The sequence below is a fragment of the Flavobacterium sp. genome (assembly GCF_027484205.1).
In the GTDB taxonomy this organism is placed as follows: Bacteria; Bacteroidota; Bacteroidia; order Flavobacteriales; family Flavobacteriaceae; genus Flavobacterium.
This window is the reverse complement of sequence record NZ_JAIXUB010000026.1, coordinates 257,333-273,741: the sequence shown is the minus strand read 5'-3', so window position 1 is coordinate 273,741 and position 16,409 is coordinate 257,333. Positions and strand designations below refer to the sequence as shown.

The following is a 16,409-nucleotide window of genomic DNA, read 5'->3' as shown; positions in this document are numbered from 1 at the left end:
GTTCTTACTTTTTTCTACCAGCTTCGTGCCTCTATCTTCCAGCTATTTTTTCAAGAACTCAATTAACTGTTTTACTGCAATGCCACGATGACTAATATTCGACTTTTCTTCGATGGAAAGTTCTGCGAAGGTCTTTGTATAGTCGTTTGCTACAAAAATAGGATCATATCCAAAACCATTATTTCCTATTTTTTCATCAATGATTTTTCCGTTTATAATTCCAGTAAAAAGATGTTGTTTGCCTTTATAATTTAAACAAATGACGGTTTTAAAATTGGCAGTTCTATTGGTTTTATCTTTAAGATTTGATAATAATTTATTCATATTATTATCATCGTTTTTAGGTTCACCAGCATATCTTGCAGAGAAAACACCTGGTTCGCCATTAAGCGCATCAACTTCTAAGCCTGAATCGTCTGCAAAACAATTGTAACCATATTTTTGGGTAACATAATTTGCTTTTAAAATAGCATTTCCTTCTATTGTGTCAGCAGTTTCTGGAATTTCTTCTGTGCAACCAATATCTTCAAGACTTACTATTTGAATAGAATTTGGAACCAAGAGTTGGATTTCTTTAATTTTATTTTTGTTGTTAGACGCAAAAACGAGTTTCATATTTTTTATTGCAAATTTAATTATTAAATTTTTTTAAGTTTGATAAAACTGAGAATTAATTTTTTGCGTAAATGCACATAGTGCAACCCCAAGATGTACCATAAATATGAAAAAAAAATACACTAAATTATTATTTTTAGCAACGTTTTTACTTTTTAGTTTTAGTAATTGCTTTGCTCAATTTCTTGTTAATAAAACAAATTCGGAACTTTTAGAAGAGGTTTCTTTACATCAATATACTTCTATAATCAATGCAAAGCAAAAGCATTTATCAATTGATGAAGTGCTCAAAATTAGCAAAGAAAAATTTAAATTATTAGAAAATGAAAATTCAGATTTAGGATTTTCAAAAGATAATTATTGGTTGTATTTTTCTATTAAGAATGAAACCAATAGTGATGTAAAATATTATTTAGAATCTTCTCGACCAATTATTGATTACGCTAATCTTTACAAAGTAGTAAATGGTAAAGTTGTTGATTATCAAAAAAGTGGTGATAATATTCCGTTTGATGAAAGGAGTTTCAAACATAGAAAAACTCTTTTTACCGTTTATTTAATGCCAAAAGAGTCTGCTTATTATTACATCAATTTGAAAAGTGATGGTGAAGTTATTAATGCTCCTGTGATTTTGAGAACACCAATGAAACTTGTAGAAGTAACTTCTTTTGAACAAATCGTTTTTGGTTTCTTTTATGGAATTTTGATCATTGCATCCATTTTATACTTTTTCTTTTTTTATGCCATGAAAGAAAGAGTTTTCTTGTATTACAGTTTATATGTGGTTTTTATTGGCTTACTGCAATTTTCATTAGATGGTTATTTTTATCAGTTCATTACACCTAATTCTGGATGGCTATCACATAAATCAGTTTTATTATTTGCTATAATTTCTGGAGTTTTTCTTGGTAAATATGCTCAAACATTTTTAGAGGTAAAAAAAATAAGTGCTCGATTAAATTTTTGTTATAATCTTTTGTATGTTCTTTTTGCTGGGCTTTTATTTATGATAATTTTTGTATCAGAATGGTTTGAATATGGTTATCCAATAATGAATGCTCTAGGTTTGTTTTTATTGATTCTTATAATTTCATCTTTAGTTATTTTATACAAAACAACAGGAAAAATATATCATTTTTTTACCTTGGGAATTTTGTCATTAGTCACTGGTTTTGTGATATTTATTTTAAAGAATTTTAGTTTATTACCTTATAATTTTATTACCGAAAATAGTTCAAAATTGGGAACTGGTTTAGAAGTAGTTTTCTTGTCATTGTCAATGGCAAATTTGATTAAGAAACTTAAAGAAGATAAAGAAAAACATCAAACAGTTGCACTTCAAAAATCGGAAGAAATGAACGAGATGAAGTCTTATTTTTTATCTAATATAAGTCATGAATTACGAACTCCATTAAATGCTATTATGAACTTTGTTGAATCTATACAAGGTGAAACGGATAGTAAATCAATTCAAGAAAAATGTGAATTCATAAGAAGTTCATCAAGTAGTTTGTTGAGTTCTGTAAATGATATTTTAGATTTTTCTAAGATTGAAAAAGAAGAGATAAAATTAGAGGAAGCAGAGTTTAATTTGCATCAATTATTAGAAGAAGTTAGAAGTGATATAACTCTGAGAGCAAAAAGTAAAAATTTAGATTTTCAATTATTTCTTCAAAATGGCTTGCCTAATACTTTGAAAGGAGATTGTAGTAGGATTAGACAAATAATGATGAATTTATTGAGTAATGCTTTAAAGTTTACCAATGAAGGTTTCGTAAAATTTAGAGTTGAATCATCTGTTGAGCAAGGAAAAGTAAATTTGACTTTTATCGTTTCTGATACCGGAGAAGGAATTGCTAAAGAAAAAATTGATAGTATTTTCGACTCATTTTCACAACAGTCAATTGATAATAAAAGGAAATATGGTGGATTAGGTTTGGGATTGTACATCGTTAAAGCATTGGTTCAACTTCATAAAGGTTCTATTGATATTCAAAGTATCGAAAATCAAGGTACAGTTTGCACGGTTAAGTTGACAGTAGATGAAGTTGTAAAGAAAGAAGAAGTTTTATTAGCTGATGCTATAGAATATGACTTGCGCGGAAAACGAATTTTAGTTGTAGAGGATAATGCCATGAATCAAATGGTTTTAAAAATGATTACCAAAAAATGGTTGAATACTGAAGTTGATTATGCTTTTAATGGAGAAGAAGGTATACAAATGATGCATAAGTCAAAGTATGATATTGTATTAATGGATTTGCAAATGCCAATAATGGATGGCTATGAGGCAACGATTGAAATTAGAAAAGGTAATTCTGGAATGAATGATAAAAATATACCAATTATTGCAGTAACAGCAGATGTTATGGAAACAACTAAAGACAGAGTCAAAGAAATAGGAATGAATTTTTATTTATCTAAACCCATTAATAAAGAAATTTTATTTGAAACTATTCAAAAATGTATTTAGGTAGTTTTAATAAAAACACGTAAAACTACGCTATTTGGGTTGGTTTTATCTGTTTACTTTTGTCTCAATAATAATTAAAGTAGTTAGGTTAATTGGTTATTTCTGAAAGTATTTTTATTCATTCGATTTAGAATTTTCAGAAATTAAAGTTTAAAATTATTTTCAAGATATTTATTTTATAATTTAAATTGATTGGGGCAATTTATCTGTAGAGTATTGAAAATTAATTTTAAGCGCACAATGTTTGAAAGCAATCATTTTAATGGTTGCTTTCTTTTTTGTTTTATATACTATTAAATTATTTGAGTTATCTTTGGTTGTTTACAATATTTATATTCTTTTGTCTTAATTTTAATACTTGTTAAATGAAAATAAAGCTATCACTTTTTTTATTCTTTTTTATTACTATTTCAGGATATTGTCAAAATAATACTCCAACGTATAAAGATATTGTCACTGAACTTTTTAAAAAGTATGATGCTAGTTTTATCAATCAAAGTAATACCATTCTTTTAGAAAAAAGAGAAATTGGTTGGAATGTCACTACAATTTACACTGAAACTAAAGATACAATAACAGAATTGTTTTGGGATAATCATTACAAAAAGTATAACCCAATTAGATTTCCTAAAAATACTCAAATTCATGTCGATGAAGATGAAATTACAAGTTTTTTAAACAGTTCTTCACCACAAAGATTCAATAGTTTAAAATATTATGGATACGTTGGTTGGGATGACGATTTGATAAAGCTCTATGAAAATAAAAAGCCATTAACAGATTTAGAGTTGTACTCACTTGGATATGCATATTCTAATTATGCCAATGGATTATTGAACGATAATTTTGATTTTTCTATTTCTAAAATCAATTTCAAATTACCAATTTCAAAAAATTCAATGACTGCTGAACAATTACAAAAGTATCTTTCAGTTGAAAATAAAGCAATTAATTGTTTTAAAGAGTTATATGATCGCAATCCTAAATTTGAGACAATTCCAGGTCAAATCGGAATTAAATATTTTAATGAGATAGCAAGTTGTTTTTTAAATTTAAGAATTTATCAAAACGATGAAGTGGCAATGAAAGAAATTGATGGTATTGATATGTACTCAGAAAATTATAAGCTTTATGCTAAAAGTATGTTAGATTCTTGCGAAAAGGATGCTATTTTATTTACAGCAGGTGATAACGATACTTTTCCATTGTTGATTTATCAAGCGAAAAATAATTATAGAAAAGATGTGTTAATAGTCAATACTAGCTTACTTCAAGATGAGCGTTATACACTTATGATGAAAAATAACGTTTTAGAATCCAATGGAATTCCGTTATCATTAGATTCTAATTTTATAAAAGATGATTCAAGCGAAGTTTTATTATTTGTTGAATCATCAAATGATGTAATTTCAATTGAAAAATTAAATTCTGTGATTTCTGATGAGGCAAATTTTGTTGAAACACTAACTAAAAACTATAAAACAATTCCATCAAAAGATTTTTCTTTTGGTAAAGAAGAAAGAAAAATAGAATGGAGTATCGATCAACAAGCGTTATATAGAAATCATTTGGTTATGCTCGATATTATTGCTACTAACAATTGGAAAAGACCTATTTATTTTGCAGATTATAATTCTGAAGATAGTTATCTTGGATTGTCAAAATATTTGATGTTTGAAGGATTTGTATATAAATTAGGTTGGAAAGAGGAAATTACAACGGATTACGAAATTGGATATGTGAATGTTCCCAAGTTAGAGGAAAATTCAAAAAAGATGTTTCAATTTAAAAACAAAAACAATTTACCAGTTGAAGAAAGACAACTCGGTATGAATTATAGAACTATTTATTGGAGATTAGCAGAATATTATTTTAATGAAAATCAATTAAAAAAAGCAGAATCTGTTTTAGACGAATGCATAAATTTATATCCTAATAATTTATCTTATTTCAGTTTTGAAAGCATTTCTATAATTGAAAGCTATTTTAAATTGAAATCTTTTGAAAAAGCAAGAAAAATTAAAAATCAATTACTTCAAAATTTTATAAATAAATTAGATAATTATAGCTTTTTAACTGATTCAGAGAGGAAAATTAAATATGAAAACTCAAAGGCAAGACTAGAAAATTTGAGTGACTTATTTGAAAAGGAGTAGAACAAAATTTAATTAAAATCTGATTATTTCAATTTATAAGTTTAACATTTTGGTCTAGAGTTTTATAAAGTAAATTGTATTAGAAAATTGTAAAAAAATATTCTAAATCAATAAAAAAATATTCACTACTTTTGCATCGTTTTTTAACAACATAGTTATCATGGTAAAAGATTTATTTGAAAGAATACAAAACAATAAAGGACCACTAGGAAAATGGGCTTCTCAAGCAGAAGGATATTTTGTTTTTCCTAAATTAGAAGGAGAATTAGGTCCAAGAATGCAATTTCAAGGTAAAGATATTTTAAATTGGAGTTTAAACGATTATTTAGGTTTAGCAAATCATCCAGAAGTTCGTAAAGCAGATACAGATGCCGCTATTCAATATGGTGCGGCTTACCCAATGGGAGCAAGAATGATGAGTGGTCATACTAATGCTCATGAGCAGTTAGAGAGAGAATTAGCAGAGTTTGTTCAAAAAGAGTCTGCTTATTTATTGAACTTTGGTTATCAAGGAATAATGTCATGTATTGATGCTTTAGTTACAAAAAATGATATTATTGTTTATGATGTAGATGCACACGCTTGTATCATTGATGGTGTTCGTTTACACATGGGAAAACGTTTCACATACAAACACAATGATCTTGAAAGTATGGAGAAAAACCTTCAGCGTGCTACTAAAATGGCTACAGAAACTGGTGGAGGAATTTTATTCATTACAGAAGGAGTTTTTGGAATGCGTGGTCAACAAGGAAAGTTGAAAGAAATTGTAGAAATGAAGAAAAAATACAATTTCCGTTTATTGGTTGACGATGCTCACGGTTTTGGAACACTAGGAAAAACTGGTGCTGGAGCAGGAGAAGAGCAAGGTTGCCAAGATGGAATTGATGTTTATTTTTCAACTTTTGCTAAATCTATGGCAAGTATTGGAGCTTTTTTAGCCGCAGATAAAGATATTATCGATTATTTAAAATATAATTTACGTTCACAAATGTTTGCTAAAGCATTGCCAATGATTCAAACAGTTGGTGCTTTGAAACGTTTGGAGTTACTTCGTAAGTCATCAGAATTGAAAGACAAACTTTGGGAAAATGTAAATGCTTTACAAGGAGGATTGAAATCTAGAGGATTTAACATTGGTGATACAAATACTTGTGTAACACCTGTTTATCTCGAAGGTTCGATTCCTGAAGCAATGATCATGGTAAATGACTTGAGAGAAAATTATGGTATTTTCTTGTCAATTGTAGTTTATCCTGTAATTCCAAAAGGAATAATCTTATTGAGAATGATTCCTACAGCTTCACATACTTTAGCTGATATTGATGAAACTTTAGCTGCATTTGAAGCAATTCGTGAAAAATTAGTAAACGGAACTTATGCTAAAATAGCAGAAGCAAGCGTTCAAAACGTAGAATAGTTTATCTAAATATTTATATAAAAAATCCATTCATTAGTTTGAATGGATTTTTTGTTTTATAAATCAATTTTATAGGTTCTTCGTCTTCTAAATGTAACAGGATCAAAATGTTTCCATATTTGATGAATTGCTGTGTTGTCTTCAAGTTCTGGAGTTCTAATGCAATTTTTGATTCCTTTTTCTGTAAAAGTATTGTAGCATTCGTTGAATATTATTGCAGTTACGCCTTTGTTTTGATATTCTGGTAAAACACCAATTAAGTAAAACAATACGTCTTTACTTTCTCTTTTCGCCTTCAATAAATGATAAAATCCAAAAGGGAATAATTTTCCATTTGCTTTTTTCAATGCTTCCGAAAAACTTGGCATTACAATACTAAAAGCTACCATTTTATTGTCTTTATCCAAAACAAATTTAATGTATTCTGGATTGATAAAACTGATGTATTTCTTTTTGAAATATTCTTTCTGAACATCTGTAATAGCAACGAAGGAAGACAAACTTGCATACGATTCATTAAAAACATCAAACATTTCATCGACATAAGGCATAATGTCTTTTGTTTTAGTGAAATTTAATGGTTTAAGTTGATAACGTTTTTTAATTAACTCCTGAATTTTAAAGAAAAATTCAGGTTTTACATTCGAAAATGGAAATTTATTTTCCAAATATTCTTTTTCTTTTATGTAACCTAATTGTTCTAAATGGTATTTATAGTAAGGATAATTATACCAAGTAATCATCGAACCCATTTCGTCAAAACCTTCAGTGAGAACACCAACTTTATCAAGATTTGAAAATCCCATTGGACCTTCAACATATTCAAGATTGTTTTTTCTTCCTAACTCATACACTTTTTCAAGTAATGCTTTTGTTACTTCTATATCATCAATAACATCCCACCAACCAAAGCGTACTTTCTTTTTTTGTTGGTCATTAACTTCGTCCCAATTGATAATTGCAGCAATGCGTCCAACAATTTTATTGTCTTTGTATGCAATATAAAAATAGGCTTCAGCACTATGAAATGCAGGATTTTTAGTTTTATCAAATGTTTCTAAATCATCTTGAATTAATGGCGGAACCCAATAAGGGTGATTTTTGTATAGTGAAAACGGAAACTTAATATATTCTTTAAGTAATTCCTTTGTATTGGCTTCAATAATTGTTATCATGGTTTTGTAACTTCAACTTCGTCAAGACGTTTTTTTGTTTTTTCTTTATCTTTTCCTTTTGTGCTTTTATCTTTTTTCTTGTCTTTCTTTTTTGCTCTAATCATAACATCTTTATAATTAGTTGTTGAACGCCATGAAATCCCAATTCCACCATACATAATGGCAGGTGTTCCTTTGTAATTTTTACTTATTGATGCATCAATTTGTAAATTCTCACTTACTAAATAAGCAGCACCTCCACGAAAAATTACATCAGCATAGATATCACTTTTCATGGCCTTATTTTCTAGAAAACCTGACCATTGATCATTAAATCCTTTTGTTAATGTTATAATATATTCAAGCGATTGAAATTTACTTGCTAGTCTATCAACAAAAATATTTGTCACAAATACATAGCCATTTCCAAATTGATTTTGAGTAACTAACATCGCTTTGTAACTAATGTTTTCAAGATCTTCTGAGTTTGAAACAAATTTATTTCTAAAGTTTAAATTTACACCACCATAAACTGCAACAGCAGGAATAAGTTGTTTCCATTTGAATTTATGATTGGCTTTCCAACTGTATAAATTTATTTTTTCTTCGTAATACTTGTAAGGATCATAAACTAAATATTTTAACCCTAATGTTGTATTTTTTACACCACTTCTGTTTTTAGAAAAATCGGGTGTTGTATATTTATCATTTTGATAATCTACTTCTAAAATAGTTTCAAGTTGTTCTTTAAGAAAGCCATATCTAACATCAAAATCAATTCCATATCCGTTTGCTTTGTAATCTAGTAAACTATGTTTTTCACTCAAATAGTTGATTCCTGACTCTAATTGAATTACGGTTTTACCAACGGCAAATGCCGACATAGATTCACCAGGACGATTTGAGTTTATTACATCAGTATGTTGTGCATAATTTATCTCTAAACAAAGCAATGCAATTATACTTACTAAAAATTTTAATTTCATTTTGTATGATTTTAGATTTCAAAAATAAGAAAATTTAGTCTATAATATTTTATTATTTATTTAAGAGCAAGTCGTATCAATTAAAACTACTAATTTAGTATTTTTGACAAAATTTTTATTTTATGCAAGAAGCAAATTTATATTCATTTTTTAGAACATTATTGTGTATAGTAGCTATTTATTATGTAGTTAGATTTTTAGTACGCTTATTTTTACCCGTTTTAGCAAAAAAAGTGGTTGAAAAAGCTAGCGAACAGTTTCAACAGCAACAACAACAATATCAAAAGCAACAGCAAAATCCTTCAAATTCTAATATAAAATCAGATAAACCTCGTGAAAAAAATAAAGTAGGCGAGTATATTGATTATGAAGAAGTTGATTAATTCAGTAGAGACAGTTTAATAATACATCAATACAATTCTTAAATAATGAAGCAAATTCAAAAGTTATATCCTCATTTACTAGCCATTATTGGTTTTATTTTAGTTTCTCTTATTTATTTTTCTCCTGTTTTAAGAGGAAAAAAAATCTATCAATCGGATATTGTTCAATATACTGCAATGGCAAAAGAGCAAAATGATTTTAGAGCTAATGAAAATGCTGAACCTTATTGGACTGATGCTGCTTTTGGTGGAATGCCAACGTATCAAATGGGAGCAAAATATCCAAATGATTTTATTGGTCATTTAGATGATGCTTTACGATTTCTTCCTCGTCCAGCAGATTATATGTTTCTTTATTTCTTTGGATTTTATATTCTTTTAATGGTTTTAAAGGTTGATCCGCTGAAAGCTTTTTTTGGTGCACTTGCCTTTGGTTTTTCAACTTATTTAGTTATTATTCTTGGTGTTGGTCACAATGCAAAAGCACATGCCATTGCTTACATGCCAATGGTTGTAGCCGGAATTATTTTAGTTTTTAGAAAAAAATACATCATTGGAGGTTTATTAACCATGTTTGCAGTTGCATTGGAATTGAATGCTAATCACTTCCAGATGACTTATTACTTATTGTTTTTATTGTTGTTCTTAGGAATTTATTACGCAATAAAATTTATTTTAAATAAGGAATATAAAGAACTTTTAAAAGTTGGAGCCGTTTTTTTAGGAGCTTTAATTTTGGCCATTGGTGCCAATGCAACTAATTTATTAGCGACAAAAGAATATGCTGATTTTAGTATTAGAGGAAAAAGTGAACTAACTTTTGATGCAGAAGGAAAAAAGAAAACAGAAAATACCGCTCTTAACAGAAGTTACATAACAGAATATAGTTATGGAATTGCTGAAAGTTTCAATTTAATTGCGCCAAGACTTTTTGGAGGTGGAAATGGCGAAGTATTGAACGATGATTCAAGTGTTTATAATTATATGATTCAAGTTGGAGCATCGCCAGAAGAAGCAAGACAGTTTACTCAAGGTTATGGAAAAACCTACTGGGGAAAACAACCTATTGTTGAAGCGCCAGCATACATAGGAATTGTAATTTTCTTTTTAGCCATTCTTGGTTTGTATCATGATAAAAGGAAACTTAAATATGCATTTCTTGTTGGAGCAATTTTTTCATTAGTACTTTCTTGGGGAAAAAATCTATCACTTGTAACAGATTTCTTTATTGATTATGTTCCAATGTATGATAAATTTAGAGCTGTTTCTTCCATTCAGGTTATTTTAGAATTGTGTTTTCCTATATTAGCTATTTTAGGCTTGCACTCTTTTTTTACAACAGAAAAGGAAAAACAATGGTCTAGTTTATGGAAATCAACAGCAACAGTTTTAGGAATTCTAATTGGGTTATTTCTACTAAAAGGTATGTTTGATTTTTCATCGGATATTGACCAACAGTTACTTCAAATGTTCAATCAAGGTGAAGATAAATCATTTGGAATAGGTTTTATTGATGCTTTAGTAGAAGACAGAAAATCATTATATTCTGCAGATTTATTGACTTCTGCATTTTTTGTAATAATCACTTTTGTTCCTCTTTATTTATATTCAAAAAATAAATTGTCTCATACAACAGCAGTTATTTTGGTTGGTTTGTTTATGGTTGCTGATTTAGTTTTAGTTGATAAGAAATATGTAAACAATGAAGATTTTGTAAGTGCAAGAGAAGTTGATATGCCTTTTGTTGCATCGCCAACAGATGAGCAAATTATGCAAGATACAACGCGATACAGAGTTTTAGACGTTGCAGGATATTTAACTGCAAAAGCATCTTATTTTCATAAATCTATTGGAGGATATTCTGCTGTGCGACCACAACGAATGCAAGAATTATTTGACTATCAAATTGTGAATAATAATTTGGAAGTTTTAAATATGTTGAATGTAAAATACATCATGCAAACTAATGAAGAAGGAAAAGAATTTGCTACAAAAAACTCTGAGGTTAATGGGAATGCTTGGTTTGTAAATGAAATTAAAATGGTTGGAAATGCTGATCAAGAAATGAAAGCATTGAATAAATTGGAAACTAAAAAAGTTGCTACATTACAAAATGTTGTTGAAGTAAAAAATATTCCACTAAAATATGTTTCCGATTCAACTGCAACAATTAAATTAACGTATCATAAACCAAATCATTTAAAATACATTTCAAACAACAAAAATGAAGGTTTTGCTGTATTTTCAGAAATGTATTATAAAAATGGTTGGAAGGCAACTATTGATGGAAAAGAGGCTCCAATTTTGAGAGTAAATTATACGTTACGTGGATTGCAAATTCCTGCTGGAAATCATAAAATTGAATTCAAATTTGAACCACAAGTTATAAAAACTGGAAGTATCATTGCGTTGATTTCTTCTATTGGAATGGTATTGCTTTTAGCTGGTGGAATTTATTTTGATAGAAAGAAGAAAGCATCATAAATCTAAATTTTGTAAATTTGATTATTATTTTTGATAAAAATGGAGATAACAAAATTAAATCATGCTCATCCTTCTAAAATGGAAGAACGTTACCTAAATGAGATTAGAAAAATGACGCCTCAACAACGGTTTGAAAAATTGATGGCTATTATTGAGTTATCTTATCTTTTAAAAACTGCCAAAAAAATATCAAAGTAAGTAAATGAATAGTCAAATAATTGAAATTTGGAAGTATTTTTCTTTAAACAAAGTCAAATATTTGACCATTGGTGGTTTTGCCGTAAATATTTATGGTTACGGAAGAAACACAGGTGATATTGATATTTTTATTGAAGATTCAATTGAAAATCGTGAGAATTTGCGAGAAGCTTTAAAAGAATCAGGAATTGGAGATTTTGAAAATATAAAGACTATGCAATTTATTCCTGGTTGGACCGATATTTCTTTAAATTTTAATCTGCGATTAGATATCATGACTTCTGTTAAAGGTCTAGAAAATTTCGATTTTCAAGAGTTACTTGATAAAGCTTACGTCACTGAAATTAGTGGAATTCCAGTCTACTTTCTGGATTACGACAATCTTATTAAAGCAAAAAAAGCTACAAATCGTCCAAAAGATATTTTAGATATTGAAGAGTTAGAAAAAATTAATAAAAAATCTAATTCATAATTTTGGAAACAGAACAAAAAAAACTTTTAATCATCACTTATTATTGGCCGCCAGCAGGTGGACCAGGCGTACAACGTTGGTTGAAATTTGTAAAATATTTACCCGATTTTAATATTCAACCGATAGTTTATATTCCTCAAAATCCTACGTATCCTATTGTTGATGAAGGCTTGATGAGTGAAGTTTCAGACAAAGCAATTATTCTTAAGAATAAAATATTTGAACCGTATCAATTGGCCGGATTTTTATCTAAAAAAGAAACAAAAAAAATAAGTTCAGGTATTATTCCTGCTTTAAAAAAGCAAAGTTTTGTTGAAAAAATGATGCTTTGGGTTCGAGGTAATTTATTTATTCCTGATGCTCGAAAATTTTGGGTAAATCCTTCTGTAGAATATCTTAAAAAATACATTCAAGAAAATAATATTGATACCATTGTAACATCTGGTCCACCACATTCATTGCATTTAATTGGGTTGAAATTAAAGCAAGAACTAGGAGTGAAGTGGTTTGCCGATTTTCGTGATCCTTGGACAACCATTGGTTATCATAAAGCATTAAAATTATCATCGTATGCAGATAAAAAACATAAAGCTTTAGAACATCGAGTTTTAAATTCAGCAGATACTATTATTGTTACAAGTAAAACTACAAAAACCGAGTTTCAAGCGATTACCAATAAACCAATTGAAGTTATTACGAATGGTTATGATGTTGAAAATGTTCCAAAACAAACTTTAGATGAAAAGTTTACAATGGCACATATTGGTTCGTTTTTATCGGATAGAAATCCGAAGATTTTGTGGGAAGTTTTACAAGAATTAATCTCTGAAAATGAACTATTTAAAACTCATTTTCGATTGAAATTAATAGGCAAAGTAAGTCAAGAAATTTTAGATTCTATTTCAGAATATAAATTGAATTCTTATCTCAATAATTTGGGATATGTTTCCCATTCAGAAGCTATAAAACATCAAAAAGCTTCACAAGTTTTGTTGTTAATCGAAATTGATTCTGAAGAAACTAAAAGTATCATTCCTGGTAAATTATTTGAATACATGGTTTCCGAACGACCAATAATCGCCATTGGACCAGAAGATTCTGATTTTGCAGAAATTATAACATCAACTAATACAGGAGTATTTTTCACTTATAATGAAAAAGAACGCTTAAAAAAGACTATTTTGTCTAATTTTGAGTTGTATTTAGAAAAGAAATTGCATGTATATCCTGTTGGTTTGCAACACTATTCTCGAAAAAATTTAACTGAAAAACTCGCAAAACTTATAATTAGTAATACGTATCTTTAAATGGGAATTGTAATCAATCAATCTATAAAAAATGTCGTTATTACCTATATTGGTTTTGGCATTGGTGCAATTAATTCCTTATTTATGTATCCTCATTTTTTGGGTGAAAAATATTATGGATTAACTGGTTATATTCTTTCAAGTGCCAATGTTATATTTCCTTTGATGGCGTTTGGAGTACATAATACATTGATTAAATTTTTCTCTCAATACAAATCAGAACAAGAAAAGAGTCAGTTTTTAAGTTTTGTTTTAGCACTTCCATTTTTAGCCATTATTCCTATTTTAATTTTTGGTTTTATTGGATACGATTGGATTGCTACGTTTTTATCAAGAAAAAATGATGTTTATAATTACGTTTGGCAAATTCCTGTTATAGCCATTTGTATGGGATATTTTGAAATTTTTTATGCTTGGGTAAAAGTACATTTGCAATCAGTTTTTGGGAATTTTATCAAAGAAATTGGGTTGCGAATTCTAATTTCTATTTTTCTATTTGCTGTATATTTTCAATACATTACCGTTGATGAATTTATTACCGCAACAATGTATGTTTATTTAGTTAGTACTTTGATAATGTTATTTTACGCTAATAAAGTTAAAAAAATAGTTTTTGATTTTAAACTGCCTGAAAATTACAAATCAATACTTGTTTATTCTAGTTTTATAATTCTTTCTGGAAGTGTAGCTAATATGCTTTTAGATTTAGACAAAACAATGCTAAATCAATATATGGTAATTAATAATATTGCTTATTATTCGGTGGCAATTTTTATTGCTACAGTTATTGCTGTGCCAAGTAGAGCAATGCATCAAATTACATATCCTATAACTGCTAAATTAATGATAGATGGTAAACATGATGAACTTAATGATTTATATAAAAAGACTTCAATAACTTTACAAATAGTTGGAGGATTAGTTTTTTTAGGGATTTTAGTAAATATAAATCAGATGTATTTATTATTACAAGAGAATTATCGTGGTGGTGTCTTTGTAGTTTTCGTTATTGGACTTTCTAAATATTTTGATTTGATATTGGGAAATAATAATGCAATAATTTTTAATTCTAAATATTATCGTGCAGTTTTGTTTTTAGGACTGTTTCTCGCTTTTTTCGCAGTAACATTAAACATGATCTTTATTCCTAAATACGGAATCAATGGTGCGGCAATTGCTACTTTAATTTCCATTACATTATATAGTATTGCTAAGCTACTATTTGTGGTTTTGAGAATGAAGTTATTTCCGTTTACTTATAAAACATTGATTTCATTTCTCGTGTTGATTGTTTTGTTTTTTATGTTTTATTTTTGGGAATTTAGTTTTCATCCTATAATAAATATAGTTTTGAAATCAACTTTAGTTACTATTGTATACGTACTTATAAATTATAAATTGAAACTTTCAGAAGATTTTAATAATGTTGTGAATTCAATTTTGAAAAGATTTAGATAATATTAATTGATTAAAATGAAAGAGGTATATTTTGCAATTATATTATCATCATTTTTTAGTTGTGCTACTAATAATTTTAATGGAGAATATAAAAATCAATACGGACATATTCTCACTATTAATGACTCAACATTTAAATATATTTCATATGATGGAGCTAATGGCGAATATTATTCTTACGGAAAAATTATATATAAATCAGATTCAATAGTTTTGGTTAGTGGAAGAATTCATGAAAATTTTTTTAATATAATTGAGCTTGATACTATCAAAATGAAAATTATAAGTAAAAATAAATTTGTTAATAAGGAATATAAATTTAAAAGATATTGACGTATTTATTTGATAATAAAAACTTTAATGAAAATAAAAAATCCTGCTTCATCTTCCCAGAATCCGCAGGATTTAAACAAATCTAACCAACCAATCTTTTATTTTTTTTCGTCTTCTATTTTAGCTTTCGTTCCGTCAGCTTTGTAGTAGTAATAATCGTTATCGTTATATGAATAATCATCATAATGATTGTTGTTATAGTTGTCAGCAGTTCCATAATAAGTAGTTGTAAAACCACTATTTCTTCTACCTTTTACACATCCAATCATGTCAACAATATCTCCTCTTCTGTTGTAGATGATCTTCATTCCTCCAATTTGTGTAAGAGCAAATCTGTTATATCTCATATAAACGGTTCCAATTCTACTAACTCTATCAAAGTTGTCATAGTTAATAAAAGTATTTCCAACTCTTCTAACTCTACCAAAACTATCATGTTCAATTAAAACTCCATAATTTACAGCACCTCTTGCTACTGTTGTATTAGCACCTTTTTTTCCTGCGCTTCTAAAGAAATAATCTCCTTGTGAATCGTTAGGACGAGTGTTGAAATCAAAGTCACCATTAGGAAAAACAAAGAACTCAATGCCTCTTTCTTCAAATGAAATTGGCTCGTCAAAGCTAAATCTAGTCGTTGTAACACTAGCGCTCAAATTTCTTCTTTCTTGTGCATTTGTAAAACCTGTTGTTAACAAAATGCTTGCTACTAATAAAGTAATTGTTTTCATAATAAATCGTTTTAAAATGTTACGAAAACTCTTTCTTCCGAAATTTCGGAATTCAGTTTCTTCGATCAGAAAATCTTTCTGATGTTTTGTATATTCCAAGATGTGTGCCAAAGCCAATTAAATGATTAGTCAACGATTTGTTAATGATTTTTAAGTGTTTGAATTTTAATATTTTATATTAATTTAAACGATGATTAACAATCTGATTTATTTAATAAATAATCATTATAAATTTTATATTT

Annotated in this window: 14 protein-coding genes; 10 read left to right on the top strand and 4 right to left on the bottom strand. The window is 28.1% G+C overall.

The window, feature by feature from the left end:
* Nucleotides 1-42: 42 nt before the first annotated feature.
* Nucleotides 43-615: a non-canonical purine NTP diphosphatase gene (locus Q0049_RS15175; protein ID WP_298121614.1), complete on the bottom strand. Its 573-nt coding sequence runs from the start codon at nucleotides 613-615 to the stop codon at nucleotides 43-45.
* 106 nt (nucleotides 616-721) lie between these two features.
* On the opposite strand from Q0049_RS15175, the gene Q0049_RS15170 reads away from it, so the two are divergent.
* From Q0049_RS15170 to Q0049_RS15160, 3 genes are all read left to right on the top strand, one after another.
* Nucleotides 722-3,088 (top strand): hybrid sensor histidine kinase/response regulator, encoded by a 2,367-nt coding sequence (locus tag Q0049_RS15170; protein ID WP_298121612.1) that lies wholly within the window; start codon nucleotides 722-724, stop codon nucleotides 3,086-3,088.
* A 365-nt stretch (nucleotides 3,089-3,453) separates the two neighbouring features.
* Nucleotides 3,454-5,244, top strand: coding sequence for a hypothetical protein (locus Q0049_RS15165; protein ID WP_298121610.1), 1,791 nt, complete (start codon nucleotides 3,454-3,456; stop codon nucleotides 5,242-5,244).
* A 160-nt stretch (nucleotides 5,245-5,404) separates the two neighbouring features.
* On the top strand, nucleotides 5,405-6,664 hold the full coding sequence (locus tag Q0049_RS15160) for a pyridoxal phosphate-dependent aminotransferase family protein (RefSeq protein ID WP_298121607.1): 1,260 nt from the start codon (nucleotides 5,405-5,407) through the stop codon (nucleotides 6,662-6,664).
* Nucleotides 6,665-6,720: 56 nt separating this feature from the next.
* Here the strand turns inward: Q0049_RS15160 and Q0049_RS15155 are convergent, their stop codons facing one another.
* A complete protein-coding gene (locus Q0049_RS15155) occupies nucleotides 6,721-7,839 on the bottom strand; it encodes a GTP cyclohydrolase (RefSeq protein ID WP_298121605.1) in 1,119 nt (372 codons plus the stop codon).
* Nucleotides 7,836-8,804: a transporter gene (locus Q0049_RS15150; protein WP_298121604.1), complete on the bottom strand. Its 969-nt coding sequence runs from the start codon at nucleotides 8,802-8,804 to the stop codon at nucleotides 7,836-7,838. The genes Q0049_RS15155 and Q0049_RS15150 overlap by 4 nt, the downstream gene beginning before the upstream one ends.
* A gap of 122 nt (nucleotides 8,805-8,926) precedes the next feature.
* Between Q0049_RS15150 and Q0049_RS15145 the strand changes: the two genes are divergently transcribed.
* From Q0049_RS15145 to Q0049_RS15115, 7 genes are read left to right on the top strand one after another with little or no spacing between them, the layout of a single operon-like run.
* On the top strand, nucleotides 8,927-9,187 hold the full coding sequence (locus Q0049_RS15145; protein WP_298121603.1) for a DUF4834 family protein: 261 nt from the start codon (nucleotides 8,927-8,929) through the stop codon (nucleotides 9,185-9,187).
* A 45-nt stretch (nucleotides 9,188-9,232) separates the two neighbouring features.
* Nucleotides 9,233-11,671, top strand: coding sequence for a YfhO family protein (locus Q0049_RS15140; RefSeq protein WP_298121601.1), 2,439 nt, complete (start codon nucleotides 9,233-9,235; stop codon nucleotides 11,669-11,671).
* Between the two features lie 39 nt (nucleotides 11,672-11,710).
* Nucleotides 11,711-11,869 (top strand): hypothetical protein, encoded by a 159-nt coding sequence (locus Q0049_RS15135; protein WP_298121598.1) that lies wholly within the window; start codon nucleotides 11,711-11,713, stop codon nucleotides 11,867-11,869.
* 4 nt (nucleotides 11,870-11,873) lie between these two features.
* Nucleotides 11,874-12,341 carry a nucleotidyltransferase gene (locus tag Q0049_RS15130; protein ID WP_298121595.1) on the top strand — a complete coding sequence of 156 codons (468 nt, stop codon included), beginning with the start codon at nucleotides 11,874-11,876 and terminating at the stop codon, nucleotides 12,339-12,341.
* Nucleotides 12,342-12,343: 2 nt separating this feature from the next.
* Nucleotides 12,344-13,648, top strand: coding sequence for a glycosyltransferase family 4 protein (locus Q0049_RS15125; RefSeq protein WP_298121592.1), 1,305 nt, complete (start codon nucleotides 12,344-12,346; stop codon nucleotides 13,646-13,648).
* Entirely contained in the window at nucleotides 13,649-15,106 is a 1,458-nt protein-coding gene (locus tag Q0049_RS15120; RefSeq protein ID WP_298121590.1) for a lipopolysaccharide biosynthesis protein, read from the top strand.
* Between the two features lie 15 nt (nucleotides 15,107-15,121).
* Entirely contained in the window at nucleotides 15,122-15,439 is a 318-nt protein-coding gene (locus Q0049_RS15115; RefSeq protein WP_298121587.1) for a hypothetical protein, read from the top strand.
* Nucleotides 15,440-15,537: 98 nt separating this feature from the next.
* On the opposite strand, the gene Q0049_RS15110 is transcribed toward Q0049_RS15115, so the two are convergent.
* Entirely contained in the window at nucleotides 15,538-16,167 is a 630-nt protein-coding gene (locus Q0049_RS15110; RefSeq protein WP_298121584.1) for a hypothetical protein, read from the bottom strand.
* Between the last annotated feature and the right edge of the window lie 242 nt (nucleotides 16,168-16,409).

Bases quoted from the DNA above. Each gene is read 5' to 3' on its own strand.
- Q0049_RS15175 (WP_298121614.1), bottom strand. From the start codon at position 615: ATGAAACTCGTTTTTGCGTCTAACAACAAAAATAAAATTAAAGAAATC.
- Q0049_RS15170 (WP_298121612.1), top strand. From the start codon at position 722: ATGAAAAAAAAATACACTAAATTATTATTTTTAGCAACGTTTTTACTT.
- Q0049_RS15165 (WP_298121610.1), top strand. From the start codon at position 3,454: ATGAAAATAAAGCTATCACTTTTTTTATTCTTTTTTATTACTATTTCA.
- Q0049_RS15160 (WP_298121607.1), top strand. From the start codon at position 5,405: ATGGTAAAAGATTTATTTGAAAGAATACAAAACAATAAAGGACCACTA.
- Q0049_RS15155 (WP_298121605.1), bottom strand. From the start codon at position 7,839: ATGATAACAATTATTGAAGCCAATACAAAGGAATTACTTAAAGAATAT.
- Q0049_RS15150 (WP_298121604.1), bottom strand. From the start codon at position 8,804: ATGAAATTAAAATTTTTAGTAAGTATAATTGCATTGCTTTGTTTAGAG.
- Q0049_RS15145 (WP_298121603.1), top strand. From the start codon at position 8,927: ATGCAAGAAGCAAATTTATATTCATTTTTTAGAACATTATTGTGTATA.
- Q0049_RS15140 (WP_298121601.1), top strand. From the start codon at position 9,233: ATGAAGCAAATTCAAAAGTTATATCCTCATTTACTAGCCATTATTGGT.
- Q0049_RS15135 (WP_298121598.1), top strand. From the start codon at position 11,711: ATGGAGATAACAAAATTAAATCATGCTCATCCTTCTAAAATGGAAGAA.
- Q0049_RS15130 (WP_298121595.1), top strand. From the start codon at position 11,874: ATGAATAGTCAAATAATTGAAATTTGGAAGTATTTTTCTTTAAACAAA.
- Q0049_RS15120 (WP_298121590.1), top strand. From the start codon at position 13,649: ATGGGAATTGTAATCAATCAATCTATAAAAAATGTCGTTATTACCTAT.
- Q0049_RS15115 (WP_298121587.1), top strand. From the start codon at position 15,122: ATGAAAGAGGTATATTTTGCAATTATATTATCATCATTTTTTAGTTGT.
- Q0049_RS15110 (WP_298121584.1), bottom strand. From the start codon at position 16,167: ATGAAAACAATTACTTTATTAGTAGCAAGCATTTTGTTAACAACAGGT.